The 23,077-nt window shown below is 68.2% G+C and carries 22 protein-coding genes; 11 read left to right on the top strand and 11 right to left on the bottom strand.

Annotated elements, in window-relative coordinates; all coding sequences use genetic code 11:
- Positions 1-19 precede the first annotated feature (19 nt).
- A complete protein-coding gene (locus JAO81_RS33215; protein ID WP_199551688.1) occupies positions 20-562 on the bottom strand; it encodes a DUF1772 domain-containing protein in 543 nt (180 codons plus the stop codon).
- 93 nt (positions 563-655) lie between these two features.
- On the opposite strand from JAO81_RS33215, the gene JAO81_RS33210 reads away from it, so the two are divergent.
- Together JAO81_RS33210 and JAO81_RS33205 are read left to right on the top strand one after the other, a co-directional pair.
- On the top strand, positions 656-1,588 hold the full coding sequence (locus JAO81_RS33210; RefSeq protein ID WP_199551687.1) for an AraC family transcriptional regulator: 933 nt from the start codon (positions 656-658) through the stop codon (positions 1,586-1,588).
- 91 nt (positions 1,589-1,679) lie between these two features.
- Positions 1,680-1,925: a hypothetical protein gene (locus tag JAO81_RS33205; protein ID WP_199551686.1), complete on the top strand. Its 246-nt coding sequence runs from the start codon at positions 1,680-1,682 to the stop codon at positions 1,923-1,925.
- On the opposite strand, the gene JAO81_RS43500 is transcribed toward JAO81_RS33205, so the two are convergent.
- The 6 genes from JAO81_RS43500 to JAO81_RS33175 form a co-directional block, all read right to left on the bottom strand.
- Positions 1,900-3,237, bottom strand: coding sequence for a pentapeptide repeat-containing protein (locus tag JAO81_RS43500; RefSeq protein WP_199551685.1), 1,338 nt, complete (start codon positions 3,235-3,237; stop codon positions 1,900-1,902). The genes JAO81_RS33205 and JAO81_RS43500 overlap by 26 nt on opposite strands.
- 164 nt (positions 3,238-3,401) lie before the next feature.
- Positions 3,402-4,031, bottom strand: coding sequence for a maleylpyruvate isomerase family mycothiol-dependent enzyme (locus JAO81_RS33195; RefSeq protein WP_199551684.1), 630 nt, complete (start codon positions 4,029-4,031; stop codon positions 3,402-3,404).
- Between the two features lie 314 nt (positions 4,032-4,345).
- Positions 4,346-6,463 carry a glycoside hydrolase family 6 protein gene (locus tag JAO81_RS33190; protein WP_199551683.1) on the bottom strand — a complete coding sequence of 706 codons (2,118 nt, stop codon included), beginning with the start codon at positions 6,461-6,463 and terminating at the stop codon, positions 4,346-4,348.
- Between the two features lie 100 nt (positions 6,464-6,563).
- Positions 6,564-7,835 carry a cellulose binding domain-containing protein gene (locus JAO81_RS33185; protein ID WP_199551682.1) on the bottom strand — a complete coding sequence of 424 codons (1,272 nt, stop codon included), beginning with the start codon at positions 7,833-7,835 and terminating at the stop codon, positions 6,564-6,566.
- Complete coding sequence (locus JAO81_RS33180) at positions 7,832-10,669, bottom strand: glycoside hydrolase family 48 protein (RefSeq protein WP_199551681.1); 2,838 nt, start codon at positions 10,667-10,669, stop codon at positions 7,832-7,834. Before JAO81_RS33180 ends, JAO81_RS33185 begins: the two co-directional genes overlap by 4 nt.
- 1,593 nt (positions 10,670-12,262) lie before the next feature.
- On the bottom strand, positions 12,263-12,568 hold the full coding sequence (locus JAO81_RS33175) for a DUF1330 domain-containing protein (RefSeq protein ID WP_199551680.1): 306 nt from the start codon (positions 12,566-12,568) through the stop codon (positions 12,263-12,265).
- Between the two features lie 188 nt (positions 12,569-12,756).
- On the opposite strand from JAO81_RS33175, the gene JAO81_RS33170 reads away from it, so the two are divergent.
- Entirely contained in the window at positions 12,757-13,659 is a 903-nt protein-coding gene (locus tag JAO81_RS33170) for a LysR family transcriptional regulator (RefSeq protein ID WP_199551679.1), read from the top strand.
- 77 nt (positions 13,660-13,736) lie between these two features.
- Here the strand turns inward: JAO81_RS33170 and JAO81_RS33165 are convergent, their stop codons facing one another.
- On the bottom strand, positions 13,737-14,237 hold the full coding sequence (locus JAO81_RS33165) for an AAA family ATPase (RefSeq protein ID WP_199551678.1): 501 nt from the start codon (positions 14,235-14,237) through the stop codon (positions 13,737-13,739).
- A gap of 392 nt (positions 14,238-14,629) precedes the next feature.
- Between JAO81_RS33165 and JAO81_RS33160 the strand changes: the two genes are divergently transcribed.
- Positions 14,630-15,235 carry a dihydrofolate reductase family protein gene (locus JAO81_RS33160; protein ID WP_199551677.1) on the top strand — a complete coding sequence of 202 codons (606 nt, stop codon included), beginning with the start codon at positions 14,630-14,632 and terminating at the stop codon, positions 15,233-15,235.
- A gap of 92 nt (positions 15,236-15,327) precedes the next feature.
- Here the strand turns inward: JAO81_RS33160 and JAO81_RS33155 are convergent, their stop codons facing one another.
- Positions 15,328-16,008, bottom strand: coding sequence for a TetR/AcrR family transcriptional regulator (locus JAO81_RS33155; protein WP_199551676.1), 681 nt, complete (start codon positions 16,006-16,008; stop codon positions 15,328-15,330).
- Positions 16,009-16,079: 71 nt separating this feature from the next.
- Between JAO81_RS33155 and JAO81_RS33150 the strand changes: the two genes are divergently transcribed.
- Positions 16,080-17,141, top strand: coding sequence for an oxygenase MpaB family protein (locus JAO81_RS33150; RefSeq protein ID WP_199551675.1), 1,062 nt, complete (start codon positions 16,080-16,082; stop codon positions 17,139-17,141).
- Between the two features lie 145 nt (positions 17,142-17,286).
- Here JAO81_RS33150 and JAO81_RS33145 read toward each other — a convergent pair whose 3' ends face one another.
- Positions 17,287-17,763: a tetratricopeptide repeat protein gene (locus JAO81_RS33145; protein WP_199551674.1), complete on the bottom strand. Its 477-nt coding sequence runs from the start codon at positions 17,761-17,763 to the stop codon at positions 17,287-17,289.
- Positions 17,764-18,014: 251 nt separating this feature from the next.
- Here JAO81_RS33145 and JAO81_RS33140 point away from each other — a divergent pair, with 251 nt between their 5' ends.
- From JAO81_RS33140 to JAO81_RS33130, 3 genes are all read left to right on the top strand, one after another.
- The gene (locus tag JAO81_RS33140; protein ID WP_199551673.1) at positions 18,015-18,437 is read left to right on the top strand and encodes a DUF3592 domain-containing protein; all 423 of its coding nucleotides are present in this window, start codon (positions 18,015-18,017) and stop codon (positions 18,435-18,437) included.
- Between the two features lie 548 nt (positions 18,438-18,985).
- Positions 18,986-19,159 carry a hypothetical protein gene (locus JAO81_RS42985; RefSeq protein WP_233416274.1) on the top strand — a complete coding sequence of 58 codons (174 nt, stop codon included), beginning with the start codon at positions 18,986-18,988 and terminating at the stop codon, positions 19,157-19,159.
- 132 nt (positions 19,160-19,291) lie between these two features.
- Positions 19,292-19,606 carry a hypothetical protein gene (locus JAO81_RS33130; RefSeq protein ID WP_307814007.1) on the top strand — a complete coding sequence of 105 codons (315 nt, stop codon included), beginning with the start codon at positions 19,292-19,294 and terminating at the stop codon, positions 19,604-19,606.
- Between the two features lie 109 nt (positions 19,607-19,715).
- On the opposite strand, the gene JAO81_RS33125 is transcribed toward JAO81_RS33130, so the two are convergent.
- On the bottom strand, positions 19,716-20,099 hold the full coding sequence (locus tag JAO81_RS33125; protein ID WP_199551672.1) for a M4 family metallopeptidase: 384 nt from the start codon (positions 20,097-20,099) through the stop codon (positions 19,716-19,718).
- 185 nt (positions 20,100-20,284) lie between these two features.
- Here JAO81_RS33125 and JAO81_RS33120 point away from each other — a divergent pair, with 185 nt between their 5' ends.
- From JAO81_RS33120 to JAO81_RS33110, 3 genes are all read left to right on the top strand, one after another.
- Positions 20,285-20,518 carry a hypothetical protein gene (locus JAO81_RS33120; protein ID WP_199551671.1) on the top strand — a complete coding sequence of 78 codons (234 nt, stop codon included), beginning with the start codon at positions 20,285-20,287 and terminating at the stop codon, positions 20,516-20,518.
- Between the two features lie 396 nt (positions 20,519-20,914).
- Positions 20,915-22,144 (top strand): hypothetical protein, encoded by a 1,230-nt coding sequence (locus JAO81_RS33115; RefSeq protein WP_199551670.1) that lies wholly within the window; start codon positions 20,915-20,917, stop codon positions 22,142-22,144.
- 28 nt (positions 22,145-22,172) lie between these two features.
- A complete protein-coding gene (locus JAO81_RS33110; RefSeq protein WP_233416273.1) occupies positions 22,173-22,901 on the top strand; it encodes an alpha-ketoglutarate-dependent dioxygenase AlkB in 729 nt (242 codons plus the stop codon).
- The last annotated feature ends 176 nt before the right edge of the window (positions 22,902-23,077 follow it).

Here is a 23,077-nt window from a genome sequence, read left to right as displayed (position 1 = left end):
ACTCACTTTGCGATGCCGGTCAAGGCCGCTTCACCTGTTCCCCGCCTTCCAACGACAACGCCCGGCCCACGCAGACCAACGCGAGGACGCAGGACACGGTACGGACCACATTGGCGAGCCGCCACGGCACCCCGAAGTCTTCACGCGCCGCGGCCAGATCGGAGATGGCGCTGGGGTCGCCCGCGTCGACCAAGGCGTAGTTGATCGGCATGTGTACCGCCACAGTGACGAGGACACCGACAACGTAGAGGGCGAGCGCCGCGGCGGTCCACCGGGCCGCCGGTCGCTGTCCACGACGCTGCAAGAGGGCCGCGACCGCGATGGAGGCGAAGGCGCCGAAGGCGACCAGGAAGAACGCGGGGTTCTCGATGGCCACGATCAGGTGCTGCATCGTCTCCACGAACGTGGCGTCGTCCAGCCGCGTGAGGCCGGGCATGACGGCGACATCCCAGTCCCAGTACATGCCCGCCATCAGCCCGATGGTGACAAGGGCGGCGTAGAGCATCAGCAAGGCCGACCTTGTGACCGGGGCGATGGAGCCGGGGATCGGTGAACTCGTCATGCCTCCAGTTGACCAAGAGACCGCGGGACAGGACATGCCTGTACGCCGCAGCATCATGTTCGTGTGTCTCAGCCCGGGCGTACCGTCGGGTGCATGGACGTGCTCGACGACCTGCTCTCCGGCACGCGTGCCCGAGGTGGCGTGTTCAATCTGACCATCCTCGACCGGCCGTGGGGGTTGGACATCGTCGACCGGGCTCCGCTCGCGCTGGCCAGCATGCTGTCCGGTTCAGGGTGGGTGCTGCGTGCCGGTGAGGAGCCGGTCAGGATCGGTGAGCGCGACGTCGCGGTGCTTTCCGGAACCGAGCCGTACGTGGTGGCCGACTGCCCCGACACCCCGCCGAGGCTGCGGATCCATCCCGGCGGGCGGTGCGAGCCATTGCCAGGGGCACCGGTCGACTACAGTGCCCGACTCGGGATGCGCACGTTCGGTCGGCGCCCTGACGGCGAGGTCTGGGTGGTCAGCGGTACCTACCAGCGCGTCGGCGACGTCGGCCGCCGGCTGCTCAGCGCTCTGCCGCCCACTGTCGTGGTGCCGGCTCGCGATGTCGGGCCGGTCATGGACCTGGCGCTCGAGGAGATCCGCCGCGATCAGCTGGGCCAGCAGTCGATCCTCGACCGGTGGCTCGACCTCGCTCTGATCACCACCCTGCGCGCCTGGTTCGACCACCTGCAGACGCGTGCCCCCGGCTGGTACCGCGCCCAGCACGATCCCGTCGTGGGACACGCGCTGCGGCTCATCCACGACGACCCTGCCCATCCATGGTCGGTCCGGACGCTGGCCGAAGCGGCCGGTGTATCACGGGCCACCCTGTCCCGGAAGTTCACGGGCATCGTGGGCGAACCCCCGATGAGCTACCTCACCGGTTGGCGGATCACCTTGGCCGCCGACCAGCTCGACGACACCGCCGACACCCTCGAGACGATCGCCCGACGCGTCGGCTACGCCAACGCCTTCGCCCTCAGCGTCGCCTTCAAACGCCTCCGCGGCACCACTCCCACAGCCCATCGGCATGGAGCCGTCTAGCGCGTGCTTCTTGGCCGGGTTGGCCCGTTGACCGGGTGTGTCTGTCCGGTTAGTGATCACCGATGCGATGTGAGACCGGATCGAGCCGCTGATGCCGGGCGATCCCAACCGCGGCGGCGTTGGGTCGACCACCGCGGACGTCACGGCGCTGCGCCAACAGGGCTCCGCGGCGACCGGCTTCCGCCAGGCCGTCACCCGGCGGCGGTGGCGAGGCTGGTCACCACCCGCCGCGACGGCCGGTGAACTCGGCTGTGCGCAACGGGTCTTCGAGGGGCGGCCCCGGCCTCAGGGCCTGGGGATATCGGCCATGTTCACGCGCGGGTTCGTACTGCTCTGAGCGCTTGCCGTACTCTCACCCACCCCTGGACTGGCTCGACCGAAGGATAGAAGCGCGCCGGCAGCAGTACCGTCTCCCCCACCACCGCATCTGATACCTGCTTCGGTTCCAGGGATTTCACCGACGTGAGATCGGTTTCGTGCAAGACCGTTCGTGTCAGCGTTACTCGATCGAGGCTGGCCCGGGAGAGCGTCACGCGCACCAGGTGGGCATCCGTCAGATCCGCCCCTGTCATGTCGGACCCCGCCAGGTTGGCCCTCGTCAGGTTGGCCTTCATCAACTTTGCGCCGCCGAGGAACGCGCGCGTCATCTTTGCTCCCTGAAGGGTCGCTCCCGGCAGCCTCGCAACCATCAGGTTGGCGGCCGTCAGGTTCGCCCCCGTCAGGTTCGTCTCCGTCAGGTTCGCAGCCATCAGGTTGGCCGCTGTCAGGTTCGCCTCCGTCAGATCGGCCTCTGTCAGGTTCGCAGCCAGCAGGACGGCATTCGTCAAAGCGGTCCCGGTCAGCTCGGCCTTCGTCAGCGTGGCACCTCCCAGGTCGGCCCCGGTCAGCGTTGCCCCCTCCAGCCGGGCATCCGTGAGGTCTGCCAGGCGAAGGTCCGCGCCAGCCAGGTGCACGCCCCTCAGATTGAGTACTTCACGAGGATCGACGTGAGTGCGGGACTCGGACCGGGTCAGGGCCGTGAGCGCCGCCTGCACGTCCGCGGCCGGTTTCATGGGTAGCGACGCCGGCCGCTGTCCTCCTTTGGGATGGGCTTCGGCGGCGCGGTCACGGATGAAGTGGCCCAAGACCCGCGCGGCGTCGGTGGCCGCCTGGTCAGGGGCGTCCTGCACGATCTGTTCCAAGGCCAGAATTCCGCCGATCCGAACGTAGGTCTCATCCGACCCGAGCCGTTCGAGAGCCTTGGTGAACCGGTCGGTGATCTGACCGCGTCTCGTGAGGCGGTAGGTGCGGACCGTATAGAGCAGCGCGATACCGGCACCGACCGCAGCCACCAACGCCACCAGCGATGTCCGAAGGCCCGTCGCCAGCGCTGCAGCCCCGGCCCTGAGCTGTGTGGTCGTCATGTACTTGCCGTCGAAGATGAACGGACCCTTCCAGATCAGCACCGGCAGTCCGATCACCAACGCCAGCACACCCAGGACCACCAGGGCGCCCGTCCCCCGGCGTCGCCAGGCCGCCACGGTCCGGGCTCGGGCCCGCCGCCGTTCCAGGTCGGTCAGCGTCTTCCGGCGCTCCCGCCGCTCTCGCCGCCGCTTCCGGATTGAGCGGACCGGATGCCGCGCCTGGGCGGCCAGTAAGCGCAGATTCATCCCCCGTAGATGCCCAACCAGGTACTTGCTAGCCGCCGTTCGCCTCTTGGCCTCCAACTGAGGTGACCTCTTGACCAGACCCAAGCGTCGCCTGCGAGCCCATCAACTCCCGGATACGGGCACCTGCATGGGCAAGGTCGATCTCTCTGTGCCCTGACTCAAGGTCAGCTGGACGGTGTCACGAACGCGGCGGTGCCCGGCCCGTCAAGATCCGCCAACGCCACCCGACGCCCGGAGACAGCCAGCAACAACGACAGCGCGGGGCCCTTGACTTCCGGCCCCGTCCCGATGGACAGATCGGCATCCACCGCCGTGAGCCGTACGCGGGCCGTCAGTTCCTTGGCACCACCGAAAGACTCAGGAGTACGAGCCTGCAGACGCAGGGCCCGGGCGACAGCTTCCTGCGGGTAGGAGCGCGTGAGTCCCAACGGCCGACGGATGTCCTCGCCGTGGACGACCTCCTCCACGAACCGGCTGTCCAACGGCGCCGGAGGGGTCGACGTCCGCGATGCCACCTCGCGCAGGCGTCGCAACGTCTCCTGCGGGGTGGCACCCCGCTCGCGTGCCACGCCGCGTGCGTTCTGGCGGTCGAAATCGAACCGGTCCCGGGCAAGGCCGAGCACGAAGCCGAGGCGAGTCGTCCGAGCTGTGTCGACCAGATGGGCGGCCACGTCGTGCACGGTCCAGCCCTCGCAGAGCGACGGCTGCTCCCACTGCTCATCCGTCAAGCGCGCGAGGTCCTCGATCAGCGCGCCACGCTCCGCATGCACCATCGGCCAGACATCGACCTTCATGAACTTCTCCTTCGCTCAACCCCAGCATCCACGCCCTAGGACTCCCCGCATCCCGGAAACTCATCGCTCGGCGGGCGTGACCTGGGCTTCTTGTGCCTGCGGGGCTGGGCAGCCCACGAGAACGGCGGACACGACGGGCAGCGCCCGATCGGTTCCCGGCCGCGGGCCATCGACGAGCGGCACAGGGGGACGTGCCCGCACCTTCGATACGTATCGCCGCAGCTTTCGGTGAGTTGATGCGCAGGCAAGTCACGCGCCCCCGGGGGTGAACCACCGGGGGCGCGTCGCGCCGTACCTGAGTCAGGACTTGCGGGTTACGGAGCGGTGCCCCACAGCAGAACGCCGCCGGAGTACACGCCGATCTTCGGCGCGTCCGTGTACGAGCTCGCGGTCCCGTGGCTGTAGTCGTCCGCCTCGTTGAGGTTCGACCAGTCACTGCGGTGCAGGCGCAGCTGGATGTCTCCGCTCGAGGCGCCCGCGGCGAGCGTGCCACCGGTGAGGTTGACCTTCAGATAGCGGTTGGCTCCGGTCGTCGTGCCGTTCGTCGACACCGAGTGGGTGAGGTTGGCGCAGCCCATCTGCGCCCAGTCGCACCACGTGGTGTACGAGGAGGCGGAGTCGTCGAACCAGTAGCGGACCTCGACGTTCTGGAGGCTCTGCGAGCTGGAGCCGGTGTTGATCAGCTGCAGGCTCATTCGGATGGCGTTGTCCGCCGGGCTGGTGTCGCTGGTCTTGAACTGCACCTTCAGGTTGCCGGTGCCGGTTCCGCCGCCCGATGTCGTCGTGCCGGCTACTTGGGCGGATTGGGCCGAGGCGTTCCTGGCGGCGTCCCGTGCCCGGACCTTGTACTGGTAGGTGGTGGTGGCGCTCAGCCCGCTGTCGGTGTAGGTCGTGCCGCCGGTGGAGCCGACGAGGGTTCCGTTGCGGTACACGTCGTACGCCGTGACGCCCACGTTGTCCGTCGAAGCGGTCCAGGACAGCGACACGGACGACGATGTGGCGCCCGTCGTCGCCAGCCCGGTCGGGACGCTCGGCGCCTGGGTGTCGGTGCCCGGGTCGCCCCCGCCGTCCAGCGGCGGATAGGCGTTGGCCAGCAGCATCCGGAACTGGGCGGAGAACCAATGACCGGCCAGCGGGGCGTCCGTCATGGCGCCGGTCGGGTTGTTGCCGTTGCGGGCGTTGCCTTCGTATGTCGGATCACACATCCGGTCGAAGCCCTTGCCCTCGTCGTTGTCGATGGGCTGGCTGTTGCCGTCCGACTCGCCCGGGGGCTTGGCCCACACGTACGCGTCGATGCCGGGCTCGGGCGCGGTCTGCGGACGCTCGCCGACGCCGGCGCCCTGCTGGTTGCACCAATTCCCGGTGTGGATACGACGGTCCACCCTGCCTGCGTCGACGTAGGCGTCGACGGAGGTCTGCGGGCCGGGGCCGGTGGGCCGGGCCGTACCACCCCAGCCGTTGCGGGCGGTGTCGATGAGCATGCCGATGCCGGAGTTGAAGCCGCCCCGGCTGACCAGGCGGTCGCGCAGCGCCTGGGCGAAGGACAGCTCGTCGACGTAGTAGTTCCAGTCGACCCACTTGGACTGGCGCACCGTGGTGCCGTTCACCGCGTCGGTGACCTTGAAGTTCGGCTCCTCCAGCGCCGAGTAGTTGGCGGTGTTGACGATGAACCCCGTGACGTCGTCGACCGTCGCGCCCTCGGTGGTCGCGGCCTTCTTGAACTGGTCCACCGCCGGGTCGAAGTTGGAGTCCCAGCCGAGCCAGCCGTGGTGTCCCGCGTCGATGTAGTTGTAGACGTTGGGGATGTCGCCGAGCTTGTTCAGCGCGTAACCCACGCCGCGCTCGTACGACCCCAGCTCCTTCACACGCCGGCAGGCTTCCGTGGCGCCGGCAGCACTGCCCGCGTTGGTGACCATGTTGGGCAGCGAGTCCGGTTCGATGAGCGTGGCGATGCGCAGCGAGGCGTACTTCGGGTCGGCGAGTATGGCCGCGATCGGGTCGATGTACTCCGACTTGTACCGGCCGAGCTCCTCGGCCTTGAGCTCGCCGTTGGAGGCGAGTGCCGCGCAGTCGCGGCCGGGCAGGTCGTAGATGACGACTTGGAAGAGAGTGGCGCCCTGCGTGAGCGCGGTGTCGAGGTGGGCGCGCAGGCCGCGGGCGCCCGGGGTGCCGTTGATCGCGGCGATGCGGTCCATCCACACGAAGCTGGGCTCGTCGGCGATGGCGGAGCCGCCCGGCTCGGCTTTCGCTTTGGCGGACCAGTCGGGGTTGATGTAGGGCGTGGCGCCCACGTACGGGTTGTCGACGCGGGCCGCCGCGGCCGGCGTGGCCGGCAGCGCGACGCTGAGTGCGACGCCCACGGCGAGCGCCGGCAGCAGCGCCGCGAGCCTGCGGAAGCGGCTCCTGCGTCTGAGGTGCGTGGTGGTGTTCATCGCGGCTCTGGTGCTCCTCTCGGATATGGCTGCGCGGAGGTGCGCCCCGGTGGCGGGAGGGCAGCGGGAAGGATTCCCGCCACCGGGTGTCCGGGGTGGATCAGGGTGCGGTGCCCCACAGGAGTTCGCCGTCCGCGTAGACGCCGATCTTCGGCGCGTCCGCGTAGGAACTCGCGGTCCCGTGGCTGTAGTCGTCCGCCTCGTTGAAGGGCGACCAGTCGGCCCGGTGCAGCCGGAGTTGAATGTCGCCGCTCGAGGCACCCGCGGCGAGCGTGCCGCTGGTGGGGGTGACCTTCAGGTAGTGGTCGGCGCCCGGTACGGAGCCGTTCGCGGCCACGGAGTGGGCGAGTTGGGAGCAGCCCATCTGCGCCCAGTCGCACCACGTGGTGTACGAGGACGCCGGGTCGGAGAACCAGTAGCGGATCTCCACGCCGTTCAGGCTGCGCGAGCTGCTGCCGGTGTTGACCAGTTGCAGGCTCATCCGGATGGCGTTGTCGGTGGCGCTGGTGTCGGAGGTCTTGTACTGCACCTTCAGCCCGCCGGCTCCCGGGTCGGGGTCGGGCGGCGGGTCGCCTCCCCCGGGGCCCTTGCGGGCGTCGAAGGAGAAGGAGTTCACGCCCAGCCCCTGGCCGCCCTGCCAGATCTCGAAGCCTGCCTCGGCGTCGATCAGGTAGTGCGCGGGGTTGATCTGGCCGCGCGCGGTGGCGTCGTCGATGAGGTCCTTCACGTCCAGGTCGGTCACCGCGGTGGCGCCGCCCTGCAGCACGTAGGAGATGACCTTCCACCCGGAGGCGCCGGGGCCGGTCCATACGTCCCACGTCCGGCCGTCCGCGGTGAACGTCGCCGTGCGCGAGCCGATGGGCTGGACGCCGCCGCGGTGGTTGATCCAGATCATCACCTCGGTACCGTCCGGCTGACCGTCGGTCGTGGGTGTGGAGTTGAACCACAGGTCGTACGCGGCGTTCCAGGCACCGGAGGCGACCTGGGTGGTGTCGAACGTCGAGCGGGCGCTGCCCAGTTCACTCACCCGGATCGGCAGGCCGCTGTTCGCGGTGCACGCGCCCCAGTGACAGCCCTTGTAGCTGGACGGGTAGGTGGCCGGCGGGCCTGCCGTGGTGAGCGAGAAGTTCGCCTCGGTCAGCCTCCAGGCGCCGGTGTCGGGGTCCACGCTCACACACTGGCGCGCCGAGGAGTTCCACTCGTTCTGCTGGTAGGTGTACGCACCCCCTTGCAACGCGGTGGTGCCCCACGGGGTGCAGTCGGTGATCGGTGCGGCCGTCGCCCGGCCCGCTCCGGTGAACAGTGCGAGCCCGGCGAGCAGGGCGCTCGCGGCGAAGGCGGCGAGGGCGCCGCGCAGATGACGTCCCGTCACGGCTCCATCCCCCAGACGAGCTCTCCGCCCACGTACGCGGTGATCTTGGAGGCCTCCGCGAAGGATGAGTTGGTGCCGCGGCTGTAGTCGTCGGCCTCGTTGAAGTTCGACCAGTCGCTCTTGTGCACGCGCAGCTGGATCTCGCCGGAGCCGCCGCCCGCGGTCACGCTGCCCGCGCCGGCGGTGAAGCCGACCTCCAGATAGCGGTCCGCGCCGGCCTTCGGGCTGCTCATCGCGACCACCCGGTGGGTGATGTTGGCGCCGCCCAGCATCGCCCAGTCGCACCAGGTGGTGTACGAGGACGGGCCGCCGTCGCCGGTGAAGTAGTAGCGGACGGTCAGGGTGGAGAGGCTGAGCGCGCCGCCGCCGGTGTTGTCGACCTTCAGGGACATACGGATGGCGTTGTCGGTGGCGCCCGAGTCGTTGTTCTTGTACTGGACCTTGGCTCCGCCGGTGCCGCCGCCGGCCTGGGTGGTGCCGGTGACCTCGGCGGACAGTGCCGAGGCATTGCCTGCCGCGTCACGGGCGGCGACCCGGTAGCGGTAGGCGGTGGCGGCCGAGAGCCCGGGATCGGTGTAGCTGGTCGCGGTCGGGCTGCCGACCGGGATGCCGTCGCGGTAGACGTCGTATGCCGCGACCCCGGTGTCGTCGGTGGACGCCGACCACGACAGCGACACGCTGGTGCTGGTCGTCGCGGTGACCTTGAGGCCGGCCGGGATGGTCGGAGCGGTGGTGTCGTCACCGCCGCCGGGGCCGCCCTCGTCGGCGAGGAGTTCGGCGTATGAGGCGAAGGAGAGCGCCAGCGCCGCCTGCGCCCAGAAGCGGTGGTACGTGAAGACCGGTGGAGCGCCGCCGTCGAGGTATGCCTGCACCTTCGGCCAGCCCGGCTCCTGCTTGAGCCACGGCCGCATCCCGATGAAGGTCGCACCGGCGCCCAGCTTCACGCCCTGCGGGGAGGTGCCGGACCAGCCCGCGGGGAAGTGGACCGGGTCGTCGAAGCGGTTGTAGTCACGGCGGGTCTCGGGGACGGCGATGCCCTGGGCATCCGCGTGCCCGGCCATCGCGTCGAGCAGGGCCTTGGCGAGTCCGGCGGCGTCGGCGTCCCCGGACTTCGCCGCGTAGTAGATCAGCGTCATGGCCAGCGCCGCGCCCACGCCCACGTCGTCGCCGTAGTCGACGACCGCGACGTGCAGGCCTGCGTTGGCGCCGGGAGATGCGGCGTTCCAGGTGTCGGGGGCCCCGGGCCACCGGAGGGGGGAGGGGAAGCGGAGGCTGCCGTCGGCGCCGACGGTGGTGTGCTCGGCGGCCCAGGCCACCCACTTGTCGAGGACCGACTTGGCGGTCGCGTTGCCGCAGACGTAGTAGCACTGGGCGACGCGCTCCATGCACCAGACCTGGAAGCCGAACCAGTTGTTGCTCGGCGGGTCGTGATACACGGGCTGCCAGTCATACGCCATGCCGTAGAAGGTGGGCGTGCCGGCAGGCGGAGTGCCGTACTGGCCGTCCCAGCTGTTGGAGCAGCCGCCGGCGAGCCCGCCCTCGGCGGACTGCAACCAGCGCAGGAACTCCAGCTGCCGGGTCAGAGACTTCTGCCAATCGCCCTTCGCGGTCGGTGACTTGGGGATGAGCGCCGGGACCGTGGACAGCACCCAGGCGGCCAGCGGGTTCTGGTAGCCCTGGTGGGCGATGCCGTCGCCGATCCGCCAGGCCCAGCCGCCGCCGGTACCGGTGGAGCCGCCCCAGGCGTAGTACCAGGACAGCAGGTAGTGCTGGGCGTCGCGGCCGGAGGCGGCCTCGCAGCCGGTGGGGCTGGTGCAGTTGCCGATCTTCTTGAAGTACTTGTCGAACATCGAGTAGCGCAGGTAGTCGCCCATCTTCGCGGCCCTGGCGACGGAGGCGGCGACCTGGCCCTCCTTGCCCTGCGCCCGCGCCCAGGTCAGCGCCCAGTAGGCGGCCTGCACAGCACGCGCGTCGGCATCGGGGGCGTTGGTGTACTTCCACTGCTTCGCGTACGAGGCGTCCTTGACGAAGAGGTCGAGGTAGCCGTTGGGCCCGCCGTACTTGAACAGGTCCGTGGTCGGCTGCGGAACGGTCTCCCAGACGGACTCCTGCGCGCCGCGCTGGTAGCTGTTGATGAAGGACGCCATCTTGCCCGGGCCGAGCTCGTCGCCGGTGCCGGGCTTGTTGCCGAAGCCGTAGACGTTGTCGAGGTCCATCAGCCAGTGCATGCCGTAGACGTCCATCGTCCCGTAGGAGGAGGCGAGTTCGGCGGCGAGGGGGTCGGAGCCTACGGGGACGGAGGGGTTCAGCTCGGACGGGTAGCTGGTGACCTGCGGGTGCTCGGGTGCGTAGGTAGCGGGCTTGGCGGGGCTGTAGGAGTCGTTGGTGGGCTGGTCGATGTGCGGCGGGATGATCGAGGCCTCGGCGACCTCCCAGGACTTGTTGAAGGGGGCCCAGTCGCCGGTGACCCGGCCGTACGCCGCCTCCAGCCAGATCCAGAAACTGAACGCCTCGGAGGTCGTCTGATGACCGTGGTCGGGGGCCTCCACGATCAGAGTCTCGACACTGTGGAACGGGATGCCGTCCGCGCTGAAGTAGCCGTTGTCCGGGTTCTTGATCTTCTCGTACTGAGTGAGGAATGCCTGCGTGTACGGGCCGTCCGCAGCGGCCGCGGCCGCCCGCGGACCGGGCGAGACCTGGGCCTCGGCCTCCGCGGACCGGGCGAGACCCTGCCCCACGCCTAGGGCGACGAGCGCCCCGCCGGCCGCGGTGGCGAAGGAACGCCGGGATAGTAATGCGGATTTTGGTGATCTTTCGGGCACTTCGCGCTGCATGGGCACAACTCCTCCGTGAAGGGTGGGGTGGGAGTGGTGAGCGCGACCGGACCGCATATGGAGCGCGGTGCCGGCGACGGCTTTGGCCTGCTACTGCACGGTTCGATGCGCCCGCGAAAGAGGTGCTCGTACCGCGGCTGCAGTCGTCGGCCTCGTCCACGTTCGATCAGTCGGTCGCCCTGAACCGTGGCCGCGACGTCCCGTCTGCGCCTCAAGGGGCGAGGCTGCCGCGGTGGCGGCGAAGCTTCGAGGCGTCCGCCTTGGGGCAGGCAGCGCAGGCGCCAGCGTCATGGCGGTTCCTCTCTCCGATTACAGGAGGTGACGGATATCGCCTAACCCGCGACCGGCATCCTGCCGGTCGCAGAACTCCATCCCCTCCACGCGGCTCTGGCGAGGGCGTTGCAAGACTTGAAGCAGTGGGAGCGCTCCCAAAGTGCCGCGCGGAGGTGTACCTGTCAACAGGCTGGACGCAGACCGGTCACCATCTGACGAAATTGGCGCTACTTCAGGCCTTGTGGATGGTGGCACCCAGCCACGGTGCGAGGGGAGGCGAATTCGATCTTCCTCGACTCATGATTTCGATCGGTCGATCGTGGCACTGATCGCCAAGTGGGCCTACTGTCAGGCATATTCGCGCCCGAGATGTCGAACATGGAGCAAGGGCCGCACCTCGGCGACGTACCGGACGAGTTCCGGGCGTCGATCAAGCCAATATTCACGCCCTGCAAGCAGGGCTGGGTGGCGTTGGACAGCAGTCACGGATCTGTGGTCTTTTATTTCCCTGAGGCCGTGAACAAGGATTTCTGTCAGAATCTTACGGGCTGCAGGGAGCGCACATGAGGGGCTCCGACTAGGTCAACTGACTTACCCTGCAGGCCAAAACAAAGATGCAGATTGGCATGCCAGAGAGAGGGCGCAATCCCCCATGGCGACGGAGTGCCTGCGCTCGTCGCCATGGGGGGCGACCTGCGAGGATGCCGGAGGAGCCGTACTGGAACGTCCCTGTCGCCAGCTGCTCAACCCGGACTTGTTCCTCATGCCTCAGGGACTCATCCACCGAAAATCCGGTGCGATGACACCCTGATGCGGGTAGAAGTCGCTGACGGTATGCCACGGGCGAAGACATTGGGGATCACAGGGCTCCGTATTCCAAGTCGCCCCGATGGCTGCCAGTTGGACCGTCCTATACCGACAAGACGGAGAGGCTGGGCAACAAGAACCCATCGGTCTGACCAGTGGCCACCTCACCCAGTGCGGGTCACAGTGAATTGCTGGACCGGAACACGATGGTTCAGCGAAGGTGATATCTCCGGCTGCTTCGGCTGCTTGGATGAGGAGTTGATGCTCGCGATCATCGTGGAGAGAAGATCCACAATGGTCACTCTGCAGCTGATCGGGCACACGCTGAGGGCCGGGCATCTAGAGGACTCGCGGTGGATTGCAACGTTGAGCGGCCCACAGCATGGCTGCGTGGCCTCGCCGCTCCTGTCGAACGTCGATCTCGACCGGTTCGATCAATTTCTTGAACGGTCGCTGTCCTTGCGTGAGTTGCGCACCACATGCACGACCACGGTTGCTCGCTGGGTCCGCCGGTCAGTCGATGCCGTCAATGATGCGGAAGTCGCGCTCGAACCCGTCGGGGAGGGCCACCAGCGCCTTCTGGTAGGCCTCGCTCTCGTACGCCGAGACGGCCTGTTCAAAGCTGTCGAACTCGATCAGAACGACGCGTTGCGTCAGTCCGGCCTCGTGGGCGACGACTCGACCGCCAAGGGACGGGATCCGGGACAGGACGCGCCCGCCCGCAGCCTGGACAGCCGGACCGGCCAGCTTGTCGTAGGCAGTCAGCCCCTCAGGGTCGGAAATGGCGGGGTAGACACTGACCCAGTAGCCCTTAGCCATGGAAACCTCCTGTGGTCGGCCGGACACTTCCGACTTCGCATTGACACTCGGATCGATCGATCCCGGCGACCGGTACTGCGGTCAGTTGAATCGTCATATGCGCAGGCTAGGGCTTGATGTGCGGCCGAGGGAAAGACCAGTTCGGCATAGACTCAGAACGGATCGTTATCAATCGACAGGGAGGCCACGTGGCGCCTGACACGGTGAGCCTGCGGTACTTCCTGGTGCTGGCGCAGGAGTTGAACTTCACGCGCGCGGCCGCACGGATCGGCATCGCACAGCCCGCGCTCAGCGCCCGGATGCGCCGATTGGAAGCGGAACTCGGTACGGCCCTGCTGGTCCGCAACACACGTACCGTCGAATTGACCACGGCCGGTGCGGCTTTGGTGGAGTCCGCGCCGCCCGCGCTGGCGGCACTGGACCGGGCATGGGACACCGCCCGGAGCGCGGCGGCCGGTGAACTGGGCACGCTGCGCATCGGGTACAGCCTCAGCACCGGGGCCGAGACGGTACCGGCCCTGGTGGACAGGCTCGTTCGCGGCACCAGCGGACTCGAGGTCGGCGCGGTCCCGATGGCGACACCGGAGATCTCCCCCGCGGTCGCCGACGGCCGTATCGATGCCGGGATCACCCGCGGTGAACAGCCGGGCCGTGACGTGCGACGGTTCCTGCTGCGGCGTGCGCGCATCGGGGTACAGCTGGCGCAGCACCATCCGCTGGCCGAGCACCCGGAGATCGAGATCGCCGACGCGGCCGCGTATCCGCTGCGACTCCCGGACCGTGCGGCCAACCCCGTGATCCACGATCAGCTGACCGCACTGTTCCGAGACACCCGGCCACACCCCCGATTCCACACGCCCGCAGTCTCTTTCGACATGTCTCAGCGCGACCTGCGCGACGGGGTCACCCTCGCCCCGGCCGGAGAAGCCGCGGCCACGACGCAACCGGCCGGTCTCACCTGGCGACCGCTGCGGGGCGCGCCCAGCCTGACAATCCACCTGGTCCTCCCACGCGAGCAGTCGCCGCTGCACCGCCGCATCCGTGCCGTCGCCAAAACCCTGGCGCACGAGCTGCACTGGCTGCCGGACTGACGCGCAAGAAGTCAAGCGCCGGCAGATCAGCACCCGAGCTGTGCCGGCAGATCAGCACCGACTGAAGCGCGGCCCCTTCAGGCCGGCAGGACGGGGCGCACGTCGGCGAACCCCTCACCGGACAACAGCCCGACCGCGGCCGCCGTCTGTTCGTGCTGCCAGCGCACCACGCGTTCCGGCACCCGCCGGTTGGCCGGTCGCCGGGCGTTGCGCTCGAGACAGACGCCGAGGTCGGTGAGGAACACGACCGCGGCCGCGGGCCGGCCGAACGCGCGAGCCTTGGCCACCAGGCCGGCCCGTACGGAGGCCTCCACGTTCGTCGAATCGACGATCGTGGTGAGCCCGCGCTTCATCCGCGTCGACACGACAATGTCCTGCAACTGCACCGCCGGACGCGTCACAGACTGCTCGCCCGCATCGTCGGACAGGCGCTCACGCAGCTCATCGAGATTCACCACCCAAGTCGCCGGGAACGCCGCGGCGAACACCGACTTGCCCGAACCACCCGGCCCGACCAACACCACCAAAGTCCCTGAAGGAAAGAGCTCGCCTTCCTCCTGGACCTGCTGCTCGGCCACATCGCCGGCACAGAACGCCGCCGTGTCACCCGTTCCCGTCACGATCAGGTCAACTCCCCTGCGCTGAGATCCTGCGTGGACCGGCGCGCTCGATGCCGACGCGCCGGCTGCTGAGGTAGCCGGTGCAAACCAGCACGCGCCAAGGCTGCACCACCGACATACGGATCGCCCGCAGCGTGGCCCGCGCCCTCTGCCCCACCTTGCCCGTGAGGCGCGACAACACCGGGTTTGATCGCCGGCTCCGAGGACCACCGCGCCCAACGATCAGGACCGAAAACCTTGCAACCACCGGCGCAGACGGTCCCGCCTTTCTGGTTACTTCGCAGCGCGGCCGATGAGTTTGCGGCTCGCGGACGGTCCAAGCTCGTGACACCCCAGGAAAGGACAACGCCATGTCGGAGCTTCTCGTCGACTTCATCACCTCCCTCGACGGTCACGCATCAGGAGAGGGATGGCCCGGGTTCTGGGGCCTCGAGGGCCCGGAGTACCTCGCATGGCTCGGGAAGCAGCCCGAGGCCACCTACCTGATGGGAGCGAACACCTACCGCCTGATGTCGGGCTTCGCCGCAGGCGAGGTTCCCGAGGGCCAGGACGAGTTCAGGCCCGAGGAAGAGGCGTCCGTCGACGAGCTCACGCAGGCGACCAAGGTGGTGTTCTCCTCCTCACTCGAGGACCCACTGCCGTGGGCCAACTGCACGCTCGTACGCGACGACGCCGTCGAGACGGTCCGGGCCATGAAGTCGAGCGGCTCGGGGCTCCTGAGCACGATCGGCAGCCTCAGCCTGTGCCGCTCCCTGCTGCGAGCCGGACTCGTCGACCGCTTCCGGGTCGTCATGTTCCCCGTGATCACCGGAGCCACGGGCGAAGAACGCATCTACGACGGCTATCCGGACGTTGCCCTCGAAATGACCGATCACCGCACCTTCGACGGCCGCATCCAGCTGGTCGAGTACAAGCCCCGCGTGCTCGAGCACCCGCCACTGCACGCCCCCGCGTGACACCGCAGCGCCGCCTTCCACACCGGATCCCGCCGAAGAAAACCCGTCGGCTGCCCTATCCCTGACAGGTCACGTGGCTGGTGACGGCGCCTTCACCGCGCCTGCGGCAGAAGAGCGCCGATCATCACCTGCACCTGGTCGATCAGGTGCGCGGGTTCGAACCTGCCGGGGTCGGTCAGTGCGAGGACGCCGAAGTGTTCCGCGCAGGCGACGAGCGCATGGGCCAGTACGCGCGCATCCAGCTGTGGTGCGGACTTGGGATCGCGGTGTGTCGCGAGCGTGCGGGACATCCACGCTTCGACGCGCAGCCGGAACCGCTCCCGGTCCGCCTCGATGCGGTCGCGGACCGCCGCGGGCATGTTGCCCGGGGGCAGCAGAATGAGCCGCCAGGTGTCCGGGTCGTCGCGCAGCATCGCCGACATCCCGCGCACGGTCTCGGCCACGAACGCGGCCGGACCCTGCGGACCGTACGGGTCGGGGATCGTCTGGAGGAGCCTGTCGAAGGCGCGCACCTGCTGGCGGTCGAGCAGGGCGTGCAGCAGGGCGTCGAGATTGTCGTACGCGCCGTAGACGACCGACCGGGCCACTCCGGCTCGCGTCGCGATGGCGTCGATGGAGATCCGGTCGTAGCCGTCGTTCACGATCACGAAGAGGGCGGCGTCGAGCAGTTGCTCCCGGCGCTGGGCGAGCGGGAGGCGCGGCGCGTAGGGCCGGCGCTTGCGAGGCCGTTCGGAGGAAGAAGAGGGCGTCGACACCTTGGCAGCGTACGACATGCATGTCTTAATTTACGACACCGGCGTCGTAATTGAAGGCGGCGTAGCCCGCACGCACAAGGAGCGCCTCCATGGCGAAGTTGAAGCGCGACACGGTCGAACCGCACGAGGACTACGGGTTCTTCGGCCCGGGCTCGGTGGTGTGGAAGGTCTGGAGCTACCCCACGGCCCCGACCGTGGGTTTCCAGCGGTCCGTGGTGGTGGAGGAGCTCGACCCGCCGCTGGTCGCCGCGGTCCACGCGACGCAGGGCATCTACCAACGCTCGCGCACCCGCTACGACCGGACCCTCAAGTACTTCGCGATGGTGGCCTTCGCCGGGTCACAGCAGGTGTGCAAGGCCGCTGACATCCTGGTCAAGGTGCACTCGAAGGCGATCGGCCAACTGCCCTACGGCGACGGCACCTACGACGCCAACGACCCGGATTCACAGTTGTGGATCCAGCTCACCGGCTGGCACTCGATCCTCTATGCGTACGAGAAGTACGGGCCGGGGAAACTGACCGAGCAGGAGGACAGGGAGTACTGGGAAGCCTGCGCCGTCGCAGCGGAACTGCAGACGTGCTCCCCTGATGACATCCCGCGCAGCCGTGAGGGTGTGCGCGCGTACTTCGAGCGGATGCGCCCCCAGCTGTCCGCCAGCCCCATCGCCCGACAGGCGATGCATCATCTGCTCAGGACCGAACTCGTACTGCCGCCGGTCCCCCGTTGGGCCAAGCCGGCCAGCATGGTGGTCGCCAGAACACAGCGCATCGCCACCATCGCCACGATGCCGCGCTGGATGCGCGAGATGGCCGGGATCCGCCAGTCGCGACTCCTGGACGTGCTCATCGTGCCCGTCATGAAGACGGCCTTCGCCCTCGCCCACCTCCATCCCAGAGTGGAACTGAGCCTGTTGGGCAGGATCTCGCCCTCCACCGTCGCGGTCGTCGCACCCATCAAGCTCGGCATACCTCCCCACAACAAGGAAGTGCTCACCCCCGCGCAAGCCCGTGCCCGCCACGGCTACGCCAAGCCCGCCGAAGCCCATCTCGACCTCCGGGCCCGGCAAGCGGCCCGTGTCTTCGGCGAGGGGCAGGTCCCCAGCGAACAGGGCCTGATCGAATCCCAGGAGATCCTGGGCCCGCTCGCCTGACCATCCCGAATGTTGCGGCCCTCTTGGTCCCCCTTTACGGATCGGCGCGTTCGAGAAGCCCTCTGATGGTGCGGGCGAGCACCTTGCGCGCCTGCTCCGCATCCAGGTGGAGGTCGCTGCGCAACGTCCCTCATCAGGTTCGCCTTCAGCCGCCTTCCGCTTCCTCCCGCCAGCGGACGGCGGCGCGCCGGGACACGACGGTGTAGATGTAGTCGGCTCCGTGCACCCGCTCCATGTCGAGCACCAGCCGTTCGAACGCCTCGGCAGCACCGGCCGCGTCGCCCGACCTGCCGCGCAGGTTGGCCAGGTTGTGCCGGGTGGTGAGGACCTGAGGGTGGTCTTCGCCCAGTGCCCGCACCCGCTCGGCGAGCAGCTTTTCGGAGATTTCCACGGCGCCGGCCAGATCCCCGATCTCGCTCAGGTAGTGGGCCCGGTGCCGGAGCTCCACGGTATCGGGGTGCTCTTCGCGCAGCGCTCGATCCCTCTTGTCCAGTTCCTTCTCCGCCTGCGCTACGGGGTCCGCCTGCGCGAAGGGGTTGCCCAGCACTCTCTTGACGCGCACCGCACCAAGCGCGGCCCCCACCGCCGCGACCGCACCCGTAATCACCCATCTCCACGACACGTCAAGCACGCCTCCTTCGCTCCACGCCGTCCGGCAGGCGCCCCTCGCATGGTCTCGGCCGTGGTGGACCCCACCGCCTGCATGGACGCCCCGACGGCCCGTGTCAGTTGCGCCGGGACCGGATACCCCTTTGTCGCCGGGCCGCGCGCTCCGAGGGCGACACAAGGCCCTTGGCACTCCTCAGGTAGGGTCCCGCCTGCGTCAGGCCGCATCACTGGACGTACGAACAGCGCCGTCTACAGGGATCATTCATGGACTTCGTCTTCCACATACTCTTTCCGCTGCTCATCGTTGTGATGCTGTGGGGCGGTTACGCGCTCGTCCGCAGGACCAGGCAGCGGCGCAGAGCGTGGCAGAGCGGGCTGTCTGCGCGGGCCCGCGTGGTGCGCGCCTATGTCCGCGTGCAGACGATCAACGACGTGCCGCGTCGCATCCAGTACCACGAGTACGACTTCACCGCCGACGGCCGCGCTGTGCGCTTCACCGAGGCCGGCGGGCCGCCGAGCAGGGCCGTCGGAGACGAAACTCTCGTCTACTACACGAGCGAGGACCCCGAGAGCGCCACTGCCTCGGAGCCGGCCCCGGGACGGGACATGGCCGGTGCGGTGATCGGCCTGGCCGTCATCACCGCCGGCGTGATCATCGCCATCAACGTCATGATCACCTACGGCTGACACCACCGGCATCACCGCGGCATGCCACCCCGTAGAAGTGGCCGATGGCTCCAGGGGATCGGCCGGCCGCCCCACCGGAGCACCGCCGGGCGCGGCGAGCAGGTACTTGGGCAGGTATCCGGACGCGATACGCAGGTCCCATCCGTGAGCCTGAACGGCCGGCGCAGCCAAGGCGACCGTCATCAGCGGCAGCAGGCGGCGCGGCGCCGAGTCGGCCGCCGCACTTGCCGTGTGGCGCCGTCCGGCCCACGGTTGTGCTGCGCGATGAACGGCCGAAGCTCGCCCGGGGCCAGTCCGGCCTCCTCAAGTAGTTCCGCCGCAGAGCCGCCTGCATGTCCTCGCCGGCCTCAGGGGCGCCGCCGAGAAGCGCCTACCGTCCCGCCTGGAGGACGTGCGGCAAATCGTCCCGCAGGTGCAGCAGGTATTCGCCCTGCCGGTTGACGATCAGCGCGGCAGTTCCCACAGAGTCGATGTCAGTCACGCCTGTGATGATGCCCATCGACTGCCGAGGACCCGGCACACCGTTCGTACAAGAGGAGACGCCGACCTTGCCCGAGCCACTGAGCCGCACGCGCATGCAGGTGCTCGGCGTCCACCTGTATCTGGAGGACGCCGACGGCCGCGTCCTGTTGGGACTGCGCCATCCCGTGCCCTGCACCCGGCCCGCGATCGCGTCCATTGCCGCGGGTGTTCCGTACGCGGAGATGGGTTGGACCGCATGAGCGAGCCTTCCGTACGCGCGGCCGCGCCCGCCGCCGGATCGATCGGCCGCAGCGATACCCGCCTGGTGTTGTTGCGCGGCCCGAGTGCCAGCGGGAAGTCCTCCGTCGCGCAAGGGCGCCGGCTATCACACCGTGGTCGAAGGGATCTTCGCCGCGGACCGGTACGGCGACATGCTGAGCGCGCTGATCGCCGACCACCTCGGTATCACCCGGGCCTACTACTTCGACATCCCCTTCGAGCAGACCGTCGCCCGGCACCACTCCAAGCCGGACGCGCAGAACCTGGCGCACGTAACCGAGGAGCACCTGGCCTCCTGGTACCGGCCCCAAGATCTGCTGCCCGGCGGCGTCGAGACGGTCATCGGTCCGCAGAGCACCCTGGTGGACACCGTGGACCGGATCATGCGCGAAACCGGCCTCGACACGCTGCCCGCCCGCGACAGTTGACGGGCGCGAGTGCGTCCGGGCCACCCTGTACCAGCCGGCGGTGAACACGTGCTCCTCCTGTGTGGTGCCGTCCGGACAACGGTGCTGTCCGGCCCTGGCGCGTCCCGAGCTAGTCATCGGTCCGCTCTGGCGCCGGCGTCACCCCCACGTCCGACCACGCTGCCAAGACGGCGCGCTCCTCGGCACTGTTGCCGCCGTACCGCTCCCGGGCGGCGTCGGTGGTGAGACGGGCCCAGTCGGCGAAGAGGAGTCCGTCTCGCACTCCGTCTCCTGTCAGCGCGTCCCACCAGATCTGCCCGGCCCGCTCCCATGCCCGGCCGCCGAGGCTCTTGGCGAGCAGGTGGAAAGCGCGGTTGGGGATTCCGGAGTTGATATGAATGCCGCCTTGGTCCGCTTCCGTGACGACGTAGCCGTCCATGTGCCCGGTCTGCGGATCGGCTCCGGCCCTTCCTCGACCAGCCGCACCCGGAACCGGTGAACCCGGACGGCGCATCGTCCTCGATCACCCGGCCGAGCACCACCAGGGAGGACACGGTGCCGGCCCTGACCAACGGGTGCGGACTGCGCCGGGCAAGGACCGGGCCCACGAGCTTTCTGATCCAACCCTTGACTTCGGGCTCCGGCATCTGCGCGATGGCACCCGCCTCCTTGATGGCGGCGGCAAGTCGCCTGGCTTCCTTGTCGATCCACTCCCTGCGCTCGGCGAGAGGCAGCGCATTCTCGGCGATGATCGGGGCCATCTCCAAGGCCTCGTATCCGCGGGGCACGGTCACGAACGACGCACCGCTGCGCCGGCGTGCCAGGACCGCGCCATGCTCGTCCCAGGCGGTGCTCGACAAGGTGGTGGCGGCCCAGTGGTCCGTCCTACGGAAGTGCACCACTGCGGCGCAGTCCCGGGTGAGTTCGGCATAGACCAGTCGGGCCGCGGTGCGTACGCCGAGCCTCGTACGCAACATGGCGGCAACCCCGGTGACCAGGCCACCGCCGAGCGTGCCGATGACCGCGGCGACCAGGGTGCTGTCCATGGCGGAATGGTGCTGCGCCCGCGACCGCGCTGCCAAGGGCGCAGACCGCCGTCAAGGACGCCGTTTTGGGTGGACTGGGCTCAGTGGGGCGCTGCGTCGACTCCGCCGAGTGCGTGCTGTCGCGCACCGCAGATTCCGTTGCCCGCTGTCGAGCCCCGTGAGAGCATCGAGGCTCACCGGTCCGTCACTTTCGTTCGCGCTCCGGGCGCGAAGAAATGAGTGCGGACCTTTGCCATGTCCACCCTCGTGACCAGCCCAACTCGGTGAACGGCAGGACCCTTTGATGTACGCAGCAGAGCCGGCGGAAGCCTGCATCGATGACGCCGACAACCTCTTGGTTGCGCCGTCGACGTTGCAGGACCATGACGTGGTGAGGGACTTCTTCGGGTCGGCCATCACGCCGGACCAGCTTGCTTCCGGTTCATGCGACATCGCGCAGAAGACCGTCTACCTGTGTGGTGACGTATCCGGGATCAGCGGCGCTCAACTGCGCACGGCCGCCCGGGTGTTCGTCGTCCGGGAGCTGTCGCACGGGTATCGCGAGGCCATCGACTCCTCGTGGACTTCCGTCGGTCTCGGCCGGGTCCCCCTCGATGTGCACGGCGTCGGCGTGCACTACCGCCGCTACTTCGACCTCGACGGCGACCACTTCGCACGGATCCGTACGGAGCACGCGTTCCAGTCCCTGACGGAGTCGACCAAGCCCGGAACAGCCCATCGCAGCGGCATCTACCTGACGCCCGTTACCCGGGACGGTGACGCACTGCATTTCCGGCTGCTGCGGTGTTCCACGAATCTCTCGGGGCCGACCGAGACCTTTCGCCCGACCGACACGCAGATCGTCGGAGCGCTGAACCGTGAGGCCGCTGCCGTCTTCCGGAACCACGCGCCGCTGAATCATGTGCTCGCGCAGATCTACCACAACACCGTTGCCACGACCGGGCGCAAGCAGGCCAAGGCGAAGATCTCGTCTCATGCGGACAAGACAAAGGACATGCCCGCCAACGGGATCATGGCCTTCTGTACCTTCTACGACCGGCTCGACCAGCTGCAGCCGCTGACCGAAGACGTCTTCGACTACGGCGTGAAGGGTGTCAGCGCACTGACGATACTTCGTTTCCGCCTCAAGGAGACGGCCGCAGACAGCATCGAGGCCGCGCTGCCCCAGCAGTTCTCCGTCACTCTTTATCCGGGCTCCGTGTTCATGATGCCTCTGTCCACCAACCGCCTGTACACGCACGAGATCCGGCCCTCGGCGTTGAACGCCGAGCTGCTCCCGACCCGCCTCGGTTATGTGGTGCGCTGCTCGAACACCGAAGCCGTTCACAAGAACGGCAGCACGCTCCTCAAAGTGGCGGGACGTCTGCGGCCACTTGAGCCGCCCACACCGGCGGGCACGGACGAGCTGCGCCGGCTGTACGCCGAGGAGAACCGGACCTCGTCCCTCATTCACTACGGCGACGATTTCCTCTTCAGCATGAACTCGGGAGACTACCTTGCACCGCGGATCTAGGATCCCTCACGAGTTCATCTCCATCGCTTTGCCAGCAGAGGACGACAACCGCTTCACGGCGCTCTCCGAATCAGTCTGTTGGGAAGATCTCGGCAAGGGCCGGCGAGGCGCCACACTCACCGACATCGAAGACGCCGGCGGCGTACCTCTCGTACGCACTACCACTCGCTACAGCAGCCCCACGCAGCGCTTCCGGAAGGTGCACCAGCGGCTGGCACGAGAAATTCAGGAACGCGCGGCGCTCCCGGCCGGCTTCAACAATGCGCTCATCGAGCAGTACACGAACGCTTACAGAACCATGGGCAGCCATTCCGACCTGGCCCTCGACCTGGCCGACGACTCGTTCATCGCCGTCTTCTCCTGCTACCGGCATCCCGAAGCGAGCGCGCCCAGAAAGCTGATTGTTGAATCGAAGGAGTCCGCTGACGATCGGTTCGATATACCTCTCACGCACAACAGCGTCGTCGTGTTCTCCGTCGAATCGAATCGCCGGCTCAAACACAGGATCGTGCTGGAGGCGTCTGCTTCGACGGCTGAGAACGCGTGGCTGGGCGTGACCTTTCGCACGTCGAAGACCTTGCTACGTTTCCGCGACGGACATGCGTACCTCCCACAGGGGGAGCGCCTCACATCTGCCGACGACGAGCAGAGGCGCGAGTTCTATCGCCTACGGCGCCGCGAGAACAATGAAACGGACTTCGTCTACCCCCAACTGACCTACACCGTCAGCGAAAGCGATCTGATACCACCCGCCTGACATCGGGAGGATGAGACGGCATCAGCAGCCATCGGCAGCACGGCTTCCCCAGAGCCGGGCATGCGGGGATAACTCGCCGTGGTGGGTCGTTTGGGGTCGTTCTCCGTCCGGGTGTGTGGGCGGTGCGGCGTCGGGTGGGGTCGGATTGCCGGTAGCGTGCAGTGTCCAATGGCGTC

This window comes from Streptomyces sp. N35, assembly GCF_016464295.1.
Taxonomy (GTDB): domain Bacteria; phylum Actinomycetota; class Actinomycetes; order Streptomycetales; family Streptomycetaceae; genus Streptomyces.
This window is presented reverse-complemented; position numbering and strand designations above follow the sequence as displayed.

Coding starts and splice junctions, on each gene's coding strand:
- JAO81_RS43500 (WP_199551685.1), bottom strand. CDS start 3,237: ATGAATCTGCGCTTACTGGCCGCCCAGGCGCGGCATCCGGTCCGCTCA.
- JAO81_RS33195 (WP_199551684.1), bottom strand. CDS start 4,031: ATGAAGGTCGATGTCTGGCCGATGGTGCATGCGGAGCGTGGCGCGCTG.
- JAO81_RS33115 (WP_199551670.1), top strand. CDS start 20,915: ATGTACGCAGCAGAGCCGGCGGAAGCCTGCATCGATGACGCCGACAAC.
- JAO81_RS33155 (WP_199551676.1), bottom strand. CDS start 16,008: ATGTCGTACGCTGCCAAGGTGTCGACGCCCTCTTCTTCCTCCGAACGG.
- JAO81_RS33215 (WP_199551688.1), bottom strand. CDS start 562: ATGACGAGTTCACCGATCCCCGGCTCCATCGCCCCGGTCACAAGGTCG.
- JAO81_RS33160 (WP_199551677.1), top strand. CDS start 14,630: ATGTCGGAGCTTCTCGTCGACTTCATCACCTCCCTCGACGGTCACGCA.
- JAO81_RS33190 (WP_199551683.1), bottom strand. CDS start 6,463: ATGAACACCACCACGCACCTCAGACGCAGGAGCCGCTTCCGCAGGCTC.
- JAO81_RS33150 (WP_199551675.1), top strand. CDS start 16,080: ATGGCGAAGTTGAAGCGCGACACGGTCGAACCGCACGAGGACTACGGG.
- JAO81_RS33180 (WP_199551681.1), bottom strand. CDS start 10,669: ATGCAGCGCGAAGTGCCCGAAAGATCACCAAAATCCGCATTACTATCC.
- JAO81_RS33205 (WP_199551686.1), top strand. CDS start 1,680: ATGCCGGGCGATCCCAACCGCGGCGGCGTTGGGTCGACCACCGCGGAC.
- JAO81_RS33125 (WP_199551672.1), bottom strand. CDS start 20,099: ATGCGCCGTCCGGGTTCACCGGTTCCGGGTGCGGCTGGTCGAGGAAGG.
- JAO81_RS33210 (WP_199551687.1), top strand. CDS start 656: ATGGACGTGCTCGACGACCTGCTCTCCGGCACGCGTGCCCGAGGTGGC.
- JAO81_RS33175 (WP_199551680.1), bottom strand. CDS start 12,568: ATGGCTAAGGGCTACTGGGTCAGTGTCTACCCCGCCATTTCCGACCCT.
- JAO81_RS33140 (WP_199551673.1), top strand. CDS start 18,015: ATGGACTTCGTCTTCCACATACTCTTTCCGCTGCTCATCGTTGTGATG.